This is a genomic window from Streptococcus sp. oral taxon 061, from assembly GCF_964211575.1.
Classification (GTDB): domain Bacteria; phylum Bacillota; class Bacilli; order Lactobacillales; family Streptococcaceae; genus Streptococcus.
This window is the reverse complement of record NZ_CAXOQQ010000003.1, coordinates 31,308-46,189: the sequence shown is the minus strand read 5'-3', so window position 1 is coordinate 46,189 and position 14,882 is coordinate 31,308. Positions and strand designations below refer to the sequence as shown.

At 40.0% G+C, this 14,882-nt stretch carries 21 protein-coding genes; 3 read left to right on the top strand and 18 right to left on the bottom strand.

The window, feature by feature from the left end:
* From AB8E63_RS03050 to AB8E63_RS03015, 8 genes are all read right to left on the bottom strand, one after another.
* Entirely contained in the window at nt 1–501 is a 501-nt protein-coding gene (locus tag AB8E63_RS03050) for a cysteine hydrolase family protein (protein WP_074324810.1), read from the bottom strand.
* Nucleotides 502–1,095, bottom strand: coding sequence for a bis(5'-nucleosyl)-tetraphosphatase (symmetrical) YqeK (yqeK, locus tag AB8E63_RS03045; protein WP_368909877.1), 594 nt, complete (start codon nt 1,093–1,095; stop codon nt 502–504).
* Nucleotides 1,095–1,724, bottom strand: coding sequence for a nicotinate-nucleotide adenylyltransferase (locus AB8E63_RS03040; RefSeq protein ID WP_368909875.1), 630 nt, complete (start codon nt 1,722–1,724; stop codon nt 1,095–1,097). Before AB8E63_RS03040 ends, yqeK begins: the two co-directional genes overlap by 1 nt.
* A gap of 51 nt (nt 1,725–1,775) precedes the next feature.
* Nucleotides 1,776–2,087: a ribosome assembly RNA-binding protein YhbY gene (gene yhbY, locus AB8E63_RS03035; protein WP_000060171.1), complete on the bottom strand. Its 312-nt coding sequence runs from the start codon at nt 2,085–2,087 to the stop codon at nt 1,776–1,778.
* Between the two features lie 213 nt (nt 2,088–2,300).
* Nucleotides 2,301–3,407 carry a ribosome biogenesis GTPase YqeH gene (yqeH, locus tag AB8E63_RS03030; RefSeq protein ID WP_368909874.1) on the bottom strand — a complete coding sequence of 369 codons (1,107 nt, stop codon included), beginning with the start codon at nt 3,405–3,407 and terminating at the stop codon, nt 2,301–2,303.
* A gap of 2 nt (nt 3,408–3,409) precedes the next feature.
* Nucleotides 3,410–3,937, bottom strand: a complete 528-nt coding sequence (locus tag AB8E63_RS03025; protein WP_368909873.1) for a YqeG family HAD IIIA-type phosphatase — start codon at nt 3,935–3,937, stop codon at nt 3,410–3,412.
* A gap of 16 nt (nt 3,938–3,953) precedes the next feature.
* A complete protein-coding gene (locus tag AB8E63_RS03020) occupies nt 3,954–4,859 on the bottom strand; it encodes a magnesium transporter CorA family protein (RefSeq protein ID WP_368909872.1) in 906 nt (301 codons plus the stop codon).
* Nucleotides 4,860–4,910: 51 nt separating this feature from the next.
* A complete protein-coding gene (locus AB8E63_RS03015; protein WP_368909871.1) occupies nt 4,911–5,477 on the bottom strand; it encodes a mechanosensitive ion channel family protein in 567 nt (188 codons plus the stop codon).
* 148 nt (nt 5,478–5,625) lie between these two features.
* Between AB8E63_RS03015 and sstT the strand changes: the two genes are divergently transcribed.
* A complete protein-coding gene (gene sstT, locus AB8E63_RS03010) occupies nt 5,626–6,828 on the top strand; it encodes a serine/threonine transporter SstT (RefSeq protein WP_368909870.1) in 1,203 nt (400 codons plus the stop codon).
* 60 nt (nt 6,829–6,888) lie between these two features.
* Nucleotides 6,889–7,857 (top strand): aromatic acid exporter family protein, encoded by a 969-nt coding sequence (locus tag AB8E63_RS03005; protein WP_368909868.1) that lies wholly within the window; start codon nt 6,889–6,891, stop codon nt 7,855–7,857.
* A gap of 54 nt (nt 7,858–7,911) precedes the next feature.
* Here the strand turns inward: AB8E63_RS03005 and AB8E63_RS03000 are convergent, their stop codons facing one another.
* Nucleotides 7,912–8,166, bottom strand: coding sequence for a DUF3165 family protein (locus AB8E63_RS03000; RefSeq protein ID WP_024053848.1), 255 nt, complete (start codon nt 8,164–8,166; stop codon nt 7,912–7,914).
* A gap of 19 nt (nt 8,167–8,185) precedes the next feature.
* Nucleotides 8,186–10,027 (bottom strand): translational GTPase TypA, encoded by a 1,842-nt coding sequence (gene typA, locus AB8E63_RS02995; protein ID WP_368909866.1) that lies wholly within the window; start codon nt 10,025–10,027, stop codon nt 8,186–8,188.
* Nucleotides 10,028–10,185: 158 nt separating this feature from the next.
* Here typA and AB8E63_RS02990 point away from each other — a divergent pair, with 158 nt between their 5' ends.
* Entirely contained in the window at nt 10,186–10,911 is a 726-nt protein-coding gene (locus tag AB8E63_RS02990; protein ID WP_368909865.1) for a pseudouridine synthase, read from the top strand.
* A gap of 29 nt (nt 10,912–10,940) precedes the next feature.
* Here the strand turns inward: AB8E63_RS02990 and AB8E63_RS02985 are convergent, their stop codons facing one another.
* From AB8E63_RS02985 to AB8E63_RS02950, 8 genes are all read right to left on the bottom strand, one after another.
* Nucleotides 10,941–11,180 carry a DUF4190 domain-containing protein gene (locus tag AB8E63_RS02985; RefSeq protein WP_368909864.1) on the bottom strand — a complete coding sequence of 80 codons (240 nt, stop codon included), beginning with the start codon at nt 11,178–11,180 and terminating at the stop codon, nt 10,941–10,943.
* Nucleotides 11,181–11,372: 192 nt separating this feature from the next.
* Entirely contained in the window at nt 11,373–11,600 is a 228-nt protein-coding gene (locus AB8E63_RS02980; protein ID WP_016465489.1) for a hypothetical protein, read from the bottom strand.
* Nucleotides 11,601–11,691: 91 nt separating this feature from the next.
* Nucleotides 11,692–12,072, bottom strand: a complete 381-nt coding sequence (locus tag AB8E63_RS02975) for a rhodanese-like domain-containing protein (RefSeq protein ID WP_016465488.1) — start codon at nt 12,070–12,072, stop codon at nt 11,692–11,694.
* Between the two features lie 5 nt (nt 12,073–12,077).
* On the bottom strand, nt 12,078–12,302 hold the full coding sequence (locus AB8E63_RS02970; protein ID WP_000646475.1) for a YqgQ family protein: 225 nt from the start codon (nt 12,300–12,302) through the stop codon (nt 12,078–12,080).
* A 58-nt stretch (nt 12,303–12,360) separates the two neighbouring features.
* Nucleotides 12,361–12,822 (bottom strand): ECF transporter S component, encoded by a 462-nt coding sequence (locus tag AB8E63_RS02965; RefSeq protein ID WP_368909863.1) that lies wholly within the window; start codon nt 12,820–12,822, stop codon nt 12,361–12,363.
* Nucleotides 12,800–13,573, bottom strand: coding sequence for a bifunctional hydroxymethylpyrimidine kinase/phosphomethylpyrimidine kinase (locus AB8E63_RS02960; protein ID WP_368909862.1), 774 nt, complete (start codon nt 13,571–13,573; stop codon nt 12,800–12,802). The genes AB8E63_RS02965 and AB8E63_RS02960 overlap by 23 nt, the downstream gene beginning before the upstream one ends.
* The gene (gene truA, locus AB8E63_RS02955) at nt 13,563–14,312 is read right to left on the bottom strand and encodes a tRNA pseudouridine(38-40) synthase TruA (protein ID WP_368909861.1); all 750 of its coding nucleotides are present in this window, start codon (nt 14,310–14,312) and stop codon (nt 13,563–13,565) included. Before truA ends, AB8E63_RS02960 begins: the two co-directional genes overlap by 11 nt.
* A gap of 86 nt (nt 14,313–14,398) precedes the next feature.
* Complete coding sequence (locus AB8E63_RS02950) at nt 14,399–14,854, bottom strand: GNAT family N-acetyltransferase (RefSeq protein WP_368909860.1); 456 nt, start codon at nt 14,852–14,854, stop codon at nt 14,399–14,401.
* Between the last annotated feature and the right edge of the window lie 28 nt (nt 14,855–14,882).

Sequence of the window (14,882 nt, the reverse complement as noted above, 5' to 3'; positions counted from 1 at the left end):
CTAGAAAATATGTTTGTAATCTAGGACATCTGCAAAGCGCCCCTCCCAAATGCCCTCATAAAATTCATTTATCGTTTCTGCTGGAATGTCATCGCCATCAAACGTTGTGCAAGTTCCTTCTGGAATAATAAGCTGATAGCCATATTCAAAGGCAACCTTGACAGAGGTATCCACACAATATTCTGTCTGCATACCACATAAAACTAATTTTTCAATCCCCTGTTTATCCAAGTATTCTTTTAAACCAGTTTCTTTGAAAATACTGTTATACTTCTTCTGAAAGACCTTTTCATTAGGTTTTCGACTTAAAAGCTCAGATAACTGCCAATCTTCTGATGTTTGAGCTTCAGAGTTCTCAATATGTTGAACATAAATAATTTCGATATTCTTGCTTCTAGCCTGGTTTTGTAAGTAAGAAATTTTTTCTAATAGACTATTTGTCTGAAAACCAGTTTCCACTAAAATATTCTGAACATCAATGATTATAAAAGCCGTCTTCATTTAGTCCTCTTTCAAATAGTGCACATAGGCGTTATAGGTTTCAAGGGTTTGGGGATAGATGGGAAATCCTTGATGAGCTAAATGCTCTACTGTGTGAACTGTCTCGTAGGCCACCGCCTTATTTAGCGATAGTTCAGCAATTTCACGCGCCTCATCCACTCCTGGAAAGGCACGATTGTGCTCGATATAGTCTGCGACGTAGATAACCTTGTCAAGGTCCGTCATCTGAATCGCTCCTACTGTATGAATTTCAATAGCTCGTAGGATTTCAGGATCTTGTAAATCCAAATCTTCCTGAATTTTGTAAATACCGACCATACCATGCCAGACATTATTGCCCCAGTTTTTGAGGTCAGGATCTAGCTGATAACGGTCAATCAAGTCTAGAAATTCTTGATCTGATAGCTTTTTAGCATAGTCATGAAGGAGACCTGCTAGACCTGCTTTCTCGGCATCCACTCCAAATCGTTCTGCAAGTTCAATGGCTGCGCGCTCTACACCCAAACAATGGGTCAAACGTTTCTCGGGTAGAAGCTCTGCCATTTTTTTCAATAATTCCTCACGGGAACAGTTGATATAGTCCTGGTATGCCATCAGTAAAGCCCTTCTTTCTCGATATAGTCTAGCACCGGCTTAGGTAGGAGAAAGTTAGGTGTGCGTCCTTGGGCAATGAAATCACGCACCATGCTGGATGAAATATCCATAAGAGGTACATCCACCCAGATAACTGGATAAGAAGTCCCTGCCTTGTAACGCGGACGTTGAACCCCTACAAACTGAACTAGTTCCACCAACTCATCAATTCGGTACCATTTAGGCAGATAGTCTACCATATCTGCACCGATAATGAAATAGTAATCTGTATCTGGATTCTTCTCTGTTAGAAGTTTCATAGTGTCGTAGGTGTAGGAAATACCCTTACGCTCTAGTTCGATGGTCTCAATAGCTAGACCTTCAACCCCATCAATCGCCAATTCTAACATCTTGAGGCGATGGTGTTCAGGAATAGTTTCCTTTTTGTCTACGTGAGGTGGTTGATATTCGGGCATGAGCAGAACCTGATCCAATCCCAACTGTTGGCGCACTTGATCTGCAACAATCAGATGGGCATTGTGAACAGGGTTAAAATTTCCACCCAAAATACCGACTTGTTTGCGTTTTTTATCCTTGATTTCTGGCTCTAACTCCACTTTTGTAAAGGGAGTTAATAATTCAATTGCCATAGGTTAATCTCCTTTACTTTTCTGTAAAAACAGTTTTTGGGAGTGCCATTCTTAGATTTCTTTAACTTTTTTAGAAATCTTGCGATTTTCTTTCTTGCTGGATTGTTTATACAAAATCAAGATGCGTCCGATTTTTTGAACTGTGTCCACACCGATTTCTTCTTCCAAGATTTCAGCTACTTCGTGGATGTTTTCATCTGTGTTTTGTAAGAGAGTAACCTTGATCAATTCACGAGCGTCAAGAGCCTGACGAACACTTGTTTTAATTTGGTCGTTGAGACCATTTTTCCCGATTTGGATGATGGGTTTAAGGGTGTGTGCCTGGCTGTTGAGGAAGGCACGTTGTTTTGATGTTAATGACATAATTCATTTAAAAGAGTTTCTTTTTATACTTTTCTGAAGTGGTGACGGACGTCAGCAAAGTCCTCTGGACTTTCATGACTAAAATTTGAGCCTAAGGTCTCAAATTTTCCGCAGTTGGTACAATCACTTGTACCAACTAACACCACGGCGAAAAGTATCTTCTATGGGCTCGCTGTGCTCGCCTTTATATAGACAACCCTTTCCTTTCTGTGTTTAAATAATTGCTTTTCGTGTGACGACTGCGACGCCTTCTGGTGCCCAGACGGCGACTTTGGCGTTCCCTGTTACACGAATCCAGCCTAGTCCTGAAATAACTAGATCTGTCTTGTCCTTGATAGTAAAGACATGTTGGACCAGTTTTGGAAAATCTTCTTTTTCCTTGCTATTTGGCGGTGTGAGAAGAGTTCCCAGGTGCTTGTCGTAAAAGACACTTGCTCCTTCTAGCTTGGTGCGGTGAAGTTTGAGTTCATTGTCAAAGAAAGCTGTGAAACCTTGCTTTTCTCCTGCAATAAAGTCAAAACGTCCCAATCCACCTAAAAACAGAGTTTGTGCAGGGTTTAGCTGATAGGTTTTTGGTTTGATTTCCTTTTTAGGACTGACATACTTGAGGTTTTTATCCGTCAAGTAGTGAGCCATCTGATGACGGTGAATAATCCCCGGTGTATCATAGATATAAGATCCATCATCAAGCGGAATCTCAATCTTGTCCAAGGTCGTACCCGGGAATCGAGACGTCGTGATGACATTCTGGTCACCCGTGATTTCCTGGATGATGGCATTGATAAGAGTTGATTTCCCAACATTGGTCACGCCGACCACATAGACGTCACGTCCCTTACGGTATTGCTCAATCTTGTCGATTACTTCTCTAATAGCATGCTTGTTTTGTGCTGAAGTCAGGACAACATCCACAGGACGAAGACCTTCTTCGTGAGCGCGCTCCATCAGCCAGTGTGTTACCTTGCTGTCCTTAACAGACTTAGGCAAGATGTCTTTTTTATTTCCAACCAAAAGCACATCATTACCTGACACAAAGCGTGGCAAACCTGGGATAACAGAGCCATTGAAGTCAAAAATATCAATGACATTGACCACCAAGGCATCACTGTCTCCTACCTCGTGCAAGAGTTTGAGGAAATCATCATCTGTCAACTGCACATCTGTAATTTCATTATAGTGACGGAGACGGAAACAACGCTGGCAATAAACTTCTCCAGTTTCCAAACCTTTTTCCAATGCTGACTGAGGTGTAAAACCCAAACCAGTCTTATCTTCCGTCTGAATGGTTGCTCCACAACCAATACAGAGAATTTCTTCCATAGTTAAATTCCTTTTTTATAAGTAATAGATCCGTACTTTTCAGTGATTTGCTTCATAACACGACGTTCACGAGCTCGGTTGATTTGCGTTTTGATGGAATCGTGCCGCACCAAGGGTTTAACCAAAATCGAGCGAATTCCTGCACGGTGAGCTGCACGAATGTCTGTCATGAGCTGATCCCCAACCATGACCACTTCGTTTTTCTCATAGTGGAATTCTTTCATCGCTCGATCAATCCCGAAAGTGAAAGGCTTTAAAGCCCAGTAAACATAATCAATTCCAAATTTTTCAACTGCTCGTTGAACACGTTTCTTAGAATTGTTTGAGACTACGATAATGCGAATCCCTGCATCACGAAGGTCGTGCAACCATCGTTTCATCTCTGGAGTCCCGTCAGGGTTATTCCAAGCAATGAGAGTGTTATCTAAATCTACCAAAACAGCTTTTATTCCCTGTTTTTGCAGGCTTTCTACTGTCAAATCATAAACTGCTTCCACAGCAAAATCTGGCATGTAATTTTCAATCGCCATTCTGGCTCCTTCTCTTTTATTTTCTAGTAATTTTCTTCAGCCATTGAGATAAGGCTGCCCATAAAATCAAGCTAGCCATTAAGATATAAATCCAAGCATTTGGCTCTTCTGTAAATGGTAGAGGAACATTCATTCCGAAGAAACCTGTAATAACCGCAAGGACTGCTAGCAATACTGAGATAATGGTCAAAATTGTCAAACTGTCATTCAGATTATTGTTAAGGATGTTGTTGTAAGAAGCTGAGAGTTGTTGCAAGACTTGAGAAATCAAATCTGTCATAGACACCAACTGATGGGCTTCAATCATCGCATCATCAAACTGCTCTCGTTCGACTTCGTTAAATCTCCGATACAAAGCGTGGCCCTGGATATGTTCCAATAGAAGTCGATTTTGTTTTGCCGCTGCTGTCAAGTAAACCATACCAGTCTCCAAGTCAGAGAGAGCAAAGAGATTTTTCTTTGTCGTGGTTTGACGTAGCAAGGCACTAATTTCGTCCTTACTTTTATCCATTTCTTCGATGACAGGATAATAAGCGTTACTAATAATCTCTAAACCGGCAAAGAGAAATTTGTAAATAGAAAGGGACTCATGGCTATTCAGATAAGATAACATTTGATCAATGACATAAGCATTCTTATGGTTACTGATCGTAATCATTCGTTGTTGTTCAACGATAAAGGTCATGGGGATGGCTTCATAGTATTCCTTGTCCTTCTCTAAGTCAAGAACATTATAGATAAAGGTCACAGTCCCATTTTCACGGTCATAGTCCATGTGGGCTCGTTCATTTCTATCCAGAGCATATTCGATAGTTTCTTTATCCAATCCATAGATTTCTGATAAATCTTCAAGATTTTTAATTTTTTCGATATCAAGATTTATCCAGGTACAACCATTTCCTAATTGTTTATCTAAAACCATCATTTCTCCTCTGTCAAACTCCCTCTATTGTACCACAAATCAAGTAAAATTTCAGTTCTGTTCATCTCTTGAAAAATTGCTAACTACAGTGATATTACGGTTAGGAACAAAATGGAGAGCTTGGTCTTCGCCTCTTAGTTGAGTGGTTCGAATTCCAACACTAACTACTTTCCCCGATACAGTAATGGGACCATTTGTCAAAACGACCTCATCTCCCACATCCAACTGACGTTCAAAGAGAATAAAGAAACCATTGATGACATCCGACAAAAATCCTTGGGCCCCCATACCAATTGCAACCCCGGCAATCCCAGCACCAGCTAGTAAACTTGATACAGGCAGTCCTAGGATAGATAAAATACAGTAGACTAAGAAGAAATAGAGAATGTAATTAAAGACATTTTCAAGCAAACGCGAAATTGTCTTCTGTCTTCCCGCGTCCCGATTTGAAAATTTAAGCGATGGTTTCACTATTTTCTTTACAGCCGCATGAAGTAGCTTTTTAGCAATGTAAAATAGTACAAATAAAATTAAAAGAGAAATCACTTTGGTCAAGAGATTCTCAAATACTGAGGTTAAATCTAGCTTATCAAAATAACTTTTAAAAAATTCTTGCATGTAAAACTCCTTTCTACTATTATACCATAAAATGACAGAGCTATATTCTTTATAAATATGCGTTTTCATTATGTAAATTTACATTTTACTTGATTTTCAAATATTTTTATACTATAATCGTTACTATTACTCAAAAAAGGAGAAATGTATGAGAAGAATCATTCGTGCCTGGAACAAGGCAAGCCTTATCAAACGTATCCTGATTGGAATGATTCTTGGAGCTCTATTTGGAATATTTTCCCCTCAGTTTTCAGGAATTGGACTCCTAGGCGATCTTTTTGTTGGTGGTCTTAAAGCCATCGCACCCATTCTAGTCTTTTTCCTTGTAGCTAATGCCCTGTCTCAGCACCAAAAAGGAAAGACTACAAATATAAGAACAGTTATTTTACTCTATTTACTCGGAACTTTTGCTGCCGCCCTTGTAGCAGTTTTCATGAGCTTCCTCTTCCCGATTCAGATTACCCTTAGTAATACCAACACAGAAGTAAGTTCACCAGATGGAATCGGTCAAGTTGTCAGCAATCTCTTGCTGAATATGGTCGATAATCCTCTAAATGCGATTATCCAAGCTAATTACATCGGTATTCTATCTTGGGCAATTGTCTTTGGAATTGCCATGAGAGAAGCAAGTAGCCATAGTAAAGACCTTTTGAAAACCATGTCAGATGTTGTCTCTAAAATTGTTGGTTGGATTATCAACCTAGCTCCTTTCGGTATCCTTGGCCTAGTTTTTCAAACCATTTCCAACCAAGGTATTGCCAGTCTTGCAAACTATGGTATTTTACTTATACTTTTGATTGGAACCATGCTGTTAGTAGCCCTAGTCATCAATCCACTGATTGCCTTTCTTTTCATGAAGCGAAATCCCTATCCACTGGTTTTAAAATGTCTACGTGTCAGCGGTGTTACTGCCTTTTTCACTCGTAGCTCTGCTGCAAATATCCCTGTCAATATGAAACTCTGTGAAGAACTCGGTCTCAATCCAGATACTTATTCAGTCTCAATCCCACTGGGTTCAACTATCAATATGGCTGGTGCTGCTATCACCATCAATATTTTAACCTTAGCTGCTGTCAACTCTCTAGGAATTACGGTTGATTTTGCTACTGCATTTGTACTAAGCATCGTCGCAGCCATCTCTGCATGTGGAGCTTCTGGTATTGCTGGTGGTTCACTCCTGTTGATCCCTATTGCTTGTAGTCTCTTTGGGATTTCTAATGACATAGCCATCCAGGTTGTTGCCGTCGGTTTTGTGATTGGTGTGGTTCAAGACTCTTGTGAAACTGCCCTCAACTCTTCGACAGATGTCCTCTTTACCGCAGTCGCAGAATATGCAAGTCAGAAGTCTTGACCTATTTCAAATTCCTTTTATAATTAATAGTGTAACGATTATTCATTAGGAAAGTGTTTTATGTCTATCACACAACGTACTCTAAAACTAGTCCTAGCAACCTGTTTCGCTTGTTTGCTAGCCTACTTTTTTGATTTATCATCTGCTGTATCAGCTGGTATTATTGCCATCTTGAGCCTTTCAGACACTCGAAGAAGCACTATCAAACTAGCTCGAAATCGCCTTTTCTCAACTCTCCTTGCACTACTGGTTGGTGTCATAGCATTCCAACTGACTGGATATCACATCTGGAGTTTTGGACTGTACTTAGCAATCTATGTTCCCCTGGCCTATAAACTAGGTTGGGAAATCGGTATTACCCCTAGTAGCGTCTTGGTCAGCCATCTCTTAATCCAGCAATCAACCTCACCAGAACTTTTACTGAATGAGCTCTTACTCTTCCTAATCGGTACTGGCTTTGCACTGCTGGTCAATCTCTATATGCCTTCGCGTGAAAAAGAAATCCAACGCTATCATATGCTTGTTGAAGATAAACTCAGAAATGTTCTTCTACGCCTAGCTTACTATCTAAAAAGAGGAGACGGTCGTAATCAAGCACAACTCGTAAATGAACTTGACCAGTTGCTCGAGGAGGCGCTTAAGTTGGTTTATCTCGACCACTCTGATCATCTCTTTCATCAGACAGATTATCATATTCACTACTTTGAGATGCGGCAAAGACAAACTCGTATCTTGAGAAATATGGCACAACAGATTAATACTTGCCAACTAGCCGCAAGTGAGAGCCTTATTGTCGCACAGCTCTTTTCAAAAACAGCTAATCAACTGAGTCAAACCAATCCAGCCAATGACTTATTGAATGATATTGAAAGCTATCTGCAGGTATTTCGTAATCGTAGCCTCCCTAAAACAAGAGAGGAGTTTGAGACACGGGCGACTCTCTTGCAACTCTTCCGTGAATTAGAACACTTTATCCAGATAAAAGTCGATTTCTACAACCGTTATTCTGACAATAACAGTAACAAATAAAAACTTCTATCGGCAACTCAGTTGCTAATAGAAGTTTTTTTGTTATTAATAGATTTAATTTTCTCGCTTCTTCCGAATAGACATGAGACTGATATCTCTCAAACTAAAGTAGGTAAGAGCTAGCATCCCCAATGTAATAAAGATTTCTGCTGGAAGTTGGAAGATTTGTAGAGCTGACAGCATCAACAAGATCAAGAGGGCAACTAGTCCAAAGACCAGAATAACAACATTGACCGTCCCCTTGATACTTTGAGGTGTCGCAAAGATATAAAGTAAGATCAATAAAATCCCTATGATTAGATAGACCATTTTTATCTCTTTCTAGCTCTTATTCAGCTGATTTTTTCTTTTTGTTTGCTTTCTCACGCTCTGCCTTATTAAGGATTTGTTTACGCAAACGGATTGATTCAGGCGTTACTTCCATGTACTCATCGTCATTCAAGAACTCGAGTGATTCTTCAAGCGTCAAGATACGAGGAGTCTTGATAACCGCAGTTTGGTCTTTAGTAGCTGAACGAACGTTGGTCATTTGTTTAGCCTTCGTGATGTTAACAGTCAAGTCATTTTCACGAGAGTTTTCACCGATAATCATTCCTTCGTAAACCTCAGTACCTGGGTTAACAAAGATGGTTCCACGTTCTTCGATAGACATGATTGAGTATGTTGTTGCCTTACCAGTATCGATAGAAACAAGAGCACCACGGTGACGTCCACCAATTTCACCTGGAATCAATGGTAAATATTGGTCGAAGGTATGGTTCATAATTCCGTAACCACGAGTCATTGACAAGAACTCAGTTGAGTATCCAATCAAACCACGCGCAGGAACTAAGAAGACCAAACGAGTTTGACCATTACCAGTTGCAATCATATCCAGCATTTCACCCTTACGTTCAGAAAGGCTTTGGATAACAGATCCTTGGTATTCTTCTGGTGTGTCAATTTGCACGCGTTCAAACGGCTCACACTTCACACCATCGATTTCTTTGATGATAACTTCTGGACGAGATACTTGAAGCTCATATCCTTCACGACGCATGGTTTCGATAAGGATTGACAAGTGCAATTCTCCACGTCCTGAAACGGTCCATTTATCTGGTGAGTCAGTTGGATCTACACGAAGAGAAACGTCTGTTTGCAATTCTGCTTGAAGGCGCTCTTCAACCTTACGTGAAGTCACCCATTTCCCTTCACGACCAGCAAAAGGTGAGTTGTTAACCAAGAAGGTCATTTGAAGGGTTGGCTCATCGATATGAAGAACTGGAAGAGCTTCAACCGCATCTGTTGGAGTAATGGTTTCACCAACGAAGATATCTTCCATACCTGATACGGCAATCAAGTCACCAGCCTTAGCTTCTTGGATTTCACGACGTTCCAAACCAAAGAAACCGAAGAGTTTTGTAACACGGAAGTTTTTGGTTGTTCCGTCAAGTTTAGAAAGGGTAACTTGGTCCCCAACCTTGACACTACCACGGAAGATACGTCCGATACCGATACGTCCTACGAAGTCATTGTAGTCAAGAAGAGACACTTGGAATTGAAGAGGCTCATCAGAGTTATCAACCGGAGCTGGAATGTGATCGATAATGGTGTCAAAGATTGGCGCCATAGTCTTTTCTTGGTCTGCTGGATCATCTGACAATGAAGATGTTCCGTTGATCGCTGACGCATAAACGACTGGGAAGTCAAGTTGGTCATCATCCGCACCAAGCTCGATGAAGAGTTCCAAGACTTCATCAACTACTTCTGCTGGACGAGCTGATGGCTTATCGATTTTGTTAACTACAACGATCGGCACAAGGTCTTGTTCCAAGGCTTTTTTCAATACGAAACGAGTCTGTGGCATGGTTCCTTCGTAAGCATCTACGACCAAAACAACACCATCAACCATTTTCATGATACGCTCAACTTCTCCACCGAAATCCGCGTGTCCTGGTGTGTCCATGATGTTGATACGAGTTCCATTGTAGGCAACTGCTGTATTTTTCGCAAGGATGGTGATTCCACGCTCTTTCTCGATATCGTTTGAGTCCATTGCACGCTCAGCCAATTCTGTACGTGCGTCAAGAGTTTCAGATTGTTTCAACAATTCGTCAACGAGGGTTGTTTTCCCGTGGTCGACGTGGGCGATAATCGCGATATTACGGATATCTTCTCTTAATTTTGTCATGATTTCCTCTATTTATTCAAATTTATTTTCTAACTGAACGATTATACCACAATTTTAAGCAAATGGCATAACTCAAGTAAGTGTAAATGTTTTCAAAAGAAAATTCATTTCTTCTCTTTTCTTTTCAAAAATATCGACTTGTGATAAGATAGGCTGGTATGCGTTTAGATAATTTATTGGCCCAGGAAAAAATCAGTCGGAAAGCCATGAAACAGGCTCTCCTAAAAAAAGAAATCTTAGTAGATGGACTAGCTGCTACTTCCCTTGCACAAAATATAGATACAGGTCTCCAAGAGCTGATTTTTCAAGGCAGAAAAATCCAAGGATATGAGCACATCTACCTTATGCTTCACAAACCAAATGGTGTCGTGACAGCAAGTAAAGACAAGGAACTGCCAACAGTTATGGATTTACTTCCTCAACATCTCCAGTCGGCTCAACTTTACGCAATTGGTCGATTGGATCGAAATACGACAGGACTTCTCCTCTTGACAGATAATGGTCCTTTAGGTTTTCAACTCCTTCATCCTCAATACCATGTCGAAAAAACCTATCAAGTCGAGGTAAATGGACCACTGACTCCTAATCATATCCAAATGTTCAAAGATGGGATTGTCTTTCTTGATGGAACTGTCTGTAAACCTGCTCAGCTTGAAATTCTAGCCTCAAGTCCTAGCCACAGTAAAGCCACCATCACCATATCAGAAGGAAAATTTCATCAAGTCAAGAAAATGTTCCTCTCAGTCGGTGTCAAGGTCACTGCTCTCAAACGAGTTCAGTTCGGAGATTTCACATTAGATTCAGAGCTAGCAGAGGGTCAATATCGGCCCTTGAATAAAGAAGAATTGGAAATCATTAAAAAATACTTAGAGAAAAGTGAATAGAATAAAAAAGCTTTAAAACTAAAGCTTTTTTAGATTCTTGCTAAGCTATAAAATAAAGCGATGTCCACAATCCAGCTAAGGACAGAAACTACGATCCCCACGGTACTTAGGATTCTTTCTCTTTTAAAGTCTAGACCAGATTCTTTTTGACTTGAATTAGCCATGACTAGTCCACAGATACCTAGAATCAGTCCTACAATTGGAGATGGCAATCCAAGGACGATAGATAGGATACTCAAAACAAGTGAAGCTTTTTTCTTTTCTTGCATGCTCTAAAATCTCCTTAAACTAATTACGCAATCATTATACCATACAAATCGGCTTTATCTATTAGGTAACAAGTATTTCCTCTCTGTAACCATCCCTAACCAAAAGAATTAGAAATGATTAAAAACCACTTAACGAAAAATGGGTAAAACAAAAAAGCTTTAAAAATAAAGCTTTTTTTGTTAGAATCCTGATTAGTGCATCATCAAAATGAATCCTGCAATCCAGTTAAGGACTGAAATAACAATCCCTACGATATTGAGAATTTTTTCTGTTTTATAATTTAGTCCAGATTGATTTTGGTGTGAATTACCCAATACTAATCCAATGATACCCAAAATAAGACCTACGATTGGAGATAACAAACCAAGGACAATAGATAGGATACCTAAAACAAGCGATGCTTTTTTCTTTTCTTGCATAATAAAAACTCCTTAAAATTTATATAAATTATTATACCATAAAAAATCGGTTTTCTATATTAAACATATGTGACAAGTTGTTTTCACATTGTTAACTAGATTTAACCTTCCCAGTCCAAGAATCCAATCCATAAGAGAGGATATAGATTTCTGAGAAACCTTGTTTTTTCAAGAAAAGCGCTGCATTTGTAACACGTTGCGCACGTTGGTTCTCATAAAGAAGGACAGGTTTATCCTTACGAAGCGCTGCAAGACTTGTCTTCAATTGATTTGAAGGGATATTACGAGCTCCGAGGATATGTTTTCTGTGGAAGTCAGCTGGATCACGCAAGTCAATTAACTGACCTGTACGAATCAAAGACTCAAACTCTGCATTGTCTACGATTTTCGCTGCACGACGAATGCGAAGATAGTTGTACCCCATCCATGCCAACATCGCTACGACAAGTCCCCACAAAACCCAAGTTACCATAATACTTAATCTCCATTTTTTTCTAAATAGTCTAATTCTAGTTTGTGCTCTCTACGAAGAACAGCTTCCGCTTCTAAATAATCTAACTTGTCCATCAAGCCTGCATCATAGATTCGAGATAGTTCAATCTTCATCAGTTCAATGTCATAGAGACGTTTCCCCATGTAGACAATGATACCGAACTGTTTGAGAAATTGTTGCACATCATAGAGTGTTTTCATAGCTTTCATTTTAGCAAATAATCAGAGTTTTTTCAATAGTTCCCGCAGAGGATTCTCTTTTTCACGATTATCTAAATTTCTTTACACTATGACAAAGAAGAAATCCTAGAGTCATTCCAACGATATTTTGCAAGAGATTTGGGATGATTTCTGGAATAGCTGCACCCCAACCATTCATCCAAGCTGATGCCAAGGCATAACCAGCTACCATGAAAATAGTCGCCAAGACTAAGCCTAGCCATTGCCATTTCCCTTTAACACCTGCGAAATAGCCTTGGAAACCATGATTAAGTAAGCTAAAAAACATCCACTGAGGATAACCTGAAATAAGGTCAATGAGAAATCCTGCTAAACCTCCGACAATGGCTCCTTCACGACTGCCAAAGTAAAAGGCTGTAAAGAAGACACCGACGTCCAAAAGTGTAAAAATTCCGGTTGGGGTCGGGATTTTAATAAAATAACCTAATACAACCGAACTGGCTGCTAAGATGGATACTAGGGCGATTTTAGTTGTTTTGGTTTGCTTCATATTGTCTCACTCCATATTGATCTGCTTGTGCAATAGCTCGGTAAACAAAGGCTTTGGAACTTTCAATTGCTGGCAAGAGTTCCTCTCCCTTGACTAACTGGCTGGCAATACTTGATGCAAAGGTACATCCTGCACCAGCATTTTGTCCTTGGATGACTGGATTTTCAAGGATTGTGTAATTTTCTCCGTCATAAAAGACATCCACAGCCTTATCCTGACTGAGGCGATTCCCACCCTTGATAATCACTGCTGGTGCACCCAAATCATGTAGTTTTTTGGCTACAGCCTTCATATCTTCTAAGGTTTCAATCTTTTGGTCTGCAAGCAACTCTGCTTCAGGAAGATTCGGAGTAATCACTGATACATAAGGGAAAAAGCGAATCAACTCTTGACAGAGCTCACTGACTGCAACGTCGTGCGTTTCCTTACAAACCAATACAGGATCCAAGACGACAGGAACACCTGTGCGCTCCTTGATAAAGTGAAGGGCTTTTTCAGCAACACCAACAGTCGGCAAGAGACCAATCTTAATCCCTCCAAAGTCTACACTCTTGAGGCTATCCAACTGTTGTTGGAAAATAGTTTCATCAGTTGGAAAGACTTCAAAGCCATTTTCTGTCAAAGCAGTCAAGCAGGTCATGGCTACAAATCCATGCAAACCATTCAAAGTATAGGTGGCAAGGTCAGCAGCTAATCCACCACCACTAAAAATATCATTTCCTGAAAGTGCTAAAATACGATTATTCTTCATAACGAATCTCCTTCAAATACAAACCATTGGGTGCTGCAGTTGGGCCAGCCAACTGTCTGTCTTTTTTCTCCAAGATGAGGTCAATCTGTTCAATCGGCATCCGATTGTTACCAATTTTCAGCAGGGTTCCAACCATATTTCGAATCTGCTTATAGAGGAAACCATTGCCTGAGAAGGTAAAGGTCAAAAACTGCCCTGTTTCATCAACCCTAAGACTAGCTTCCGTGATCGTTCTTACCTTGTCTTCCACACTAGTCCCTGATGCCGTAAAACCAGTAAAGTCATGCGTTCCTTCCAGTTTTTTTACAGCTTCTTGCATCCGCTCTACATCGAGTGGATAGGGATAATGAGTCGCATAATGGCGACGCATAGGATTTTTAGGACGTCCTCTATCTACGATAAACTCGTAGGTCTTGCTATGCTTGGCATAACGGCAATGAAAATCATCGGCCACAATCTCAATCGAAATCACATCGATATCTTCAGGACTTTGGGTATCAAGTGCAAAACGAAGTTTTTCCTCATCCATCTGATAGGGAAGATCAAAGTGGATGACTTGTCCTAAAGCATGAACGCCACTGTCCGTTCGCCCAGCTCCATGAATGGTAATAGCTTGTCCTTTATTTAATTTTTTTAAAGTTTTTTCAATTTCCTCCTGAACACTACGCGCGTGTGGTTGCCGCTGAAAACCAGCAAAGGCGTAGCCATCATAGGAAATGATTGCTTTATATCTAGTCATGTATCTATTTTATCAAGAAAATTTCTCTGCAACAAGTTTGAGAATTAAAAATTGTAAGGGGACAGTTCCTCGAAGTTATTTATGTTCTATCTGACCTTTTTCATGATGTATTTTCGTATAGGTACTTCAATCATTTGAACGATTTCAAATCCTTCCTTTTGGTAAAGATTATAAGCTGTTTGATTTGCCTCGTAGACATTTAGAGAAATAGTATCTATGTCTTCATTTTCAAAGGCCAAACTAACAAATTTCCTTAAAGCCTGGCTACCTAACCCCTGCCCCTGTTTCTGGGGATTGATAAAAAATCTCCCGATATGAAGATTCCTGTCTTCTAGCCTGATTTTCTGGATGATGCCTACAAACTCTTCTCCAACAAAAATGGAAAAAATCCCTTCCATCTTTTGTAAGGATTGGACAATCAAGGGATAAAAAATCTTTGGCCCCATCCATTGCTTCTGAAAACTTTCTCCCAAAGCATTAGACCAGTGACAAATGAGTTGGGCATTTTCTAACTGAAGTCCTTTTTCAAAGTGAATTTTCATATTTGCTCCTATAACTTCTCCTATATCC

Bases quoted from the DNA above. Each gene is read 5' to 3' on its own strand.
- AB8E63_RS02970 (WP_000646475.1), bottom strand. From the start codon at position 12,302: ATGAAAGCTATGAAAACACTCTATGATGTGCAACAATTTCTCAAACAG.
- AB8E63_RS03000 (WP_024053848.1), bottom strand. From the start codon at position 8,166: ATGGTCTATCTAATCATAGGGATTTTATTGATCTTACTTTATATCTTT.
- AB8E63_RS03015 (WP_368909871.1), bottom strand. From the start codon at position 5,477: ATGCAAGAATTTTTTAAAAGTTATTTTGATAAGCTAGATTTAACCTCA.
- AB8E63_RS02965 (WP_368909863.1), bottom strand. From the start codon at position 12,822: ATGAAGCAAACCAAAACAACTAAAATCGCCCTAGTATCCATCTTAGCA.
- AB8E63_RS03005 (WP_368909868.1), top strand. From the start codon at position 6,889: ATGTCTATCACACAACGTACTCTAAAACTAGTCCTAGCAACCTGTTTC.
- AB8E63_RS03050 (WP_074324810.1), bottom strand. From the start codon at position 501: ATGAAGACGGCTTTTATAATCATTGATGTTCAGAATATTTTAGTGGAA.
- sstT (WP_368909870.1), top strand. From the start codon at position 5,626: ATGAGAAGAATCATTCGTGCCTGGAACAAGGCAAGCCTTATCAAACGT.
- AB8E63_RS02960 (WP_368909862.1), bottom strand. From the start codon at position 13,573: ATGAAGAATAATCGTATTTTAGCACTTTCAGGAAATGATATTTTTAGT.
- yqeK (WP_368909877.1), bottom strand. From the start codon at position 1,095: ATGGCATACCAGGACTATATCAACTGTTCCCGTGAGGAATTATTGAAA.
- AB8E63_RS02990 (WP_368909865.1), top strand. From the start codon at position 10,186: ATGCGTTTAGATAATTTATTGGCCCAGGAAAAAATCAGTCGGAAAGCC.
- AB8E63_RS03040 (WP_368909875.1), bottom strand. From the start codon at position 1,724: ATGGCAATTGAATTATTAACTCCCTTTACAAAAGTGGAGTTAGAGCCA.
- yhbY (WP_000060171.1), bottom strand. From the start codon at position 2,087: ATGTCATTAACATCAAAACAACGTGCCTTCCTCAACAGCCAGGCACAC.
- yqeH (WP_368909874.1), bottom strand. From the start codon at position 3,407: ATGGAAGAAATTCTCTGTATTGGTTGTGGAGCAACCATTCAGACGGAA.
- truA (WP_368909861.1), bottom strand. From the start codon at position 14,312: ATGACTAGATATAAAGCAATCATTTCCTATGATGGCTACGCCTTTGCT.
- AB8E63_RS03020 (WP_368909872.1), bottom strand. From the start codon at position 4,859: ATGGTTTTAGATAAACAATTAGGAAATGGTTGTACCTGGATAAATCTT.
- AB8E63_RS02950 (WP_368909860.1), bottom strand. From the start codon at position 14,854: ATGAAAATTCACTTTGAAAAAGGACTTCAGTTAGAAAATGCCCAACTC.
- AB8E63_RS02985 (WP_368909864.1), bottom strand. From the start codon at position 11,180: ATGCAAGAAAAGAAAAAAGCTTCACTTGTTTTGAGTATCCTATCTATC.
- AB8E63_RS02980 (WP_016465489.1), bottom strand. From the start codon at position 11,600: ATGCAAGAAAAGAAAAAAGCATCGCTTGTTTTAGGTATCCTATCTATT.
- typA (WP_368909866.1), bottom strand. From the start codon at position 10,027: ATGACAAAATTAAGAGAAGATATCCGTAATATCGCGATTATCGCCCAC.
- AB8E63_RS02975 (WP_016465488.1), bottom strand. From the start codon at position 12,072: ATGGTAACTTGGGTTTTGTGGGGACTTGTCGTAGCGATGTTGGCATGG.
- AB8E63_RS03025 (WP_368909873.1), bottom strand. From the start codon at position 3,937: ATGGCGATTGAAAATTACATGCCAGATTTTGCTGTGGAAGCAGTTTAT.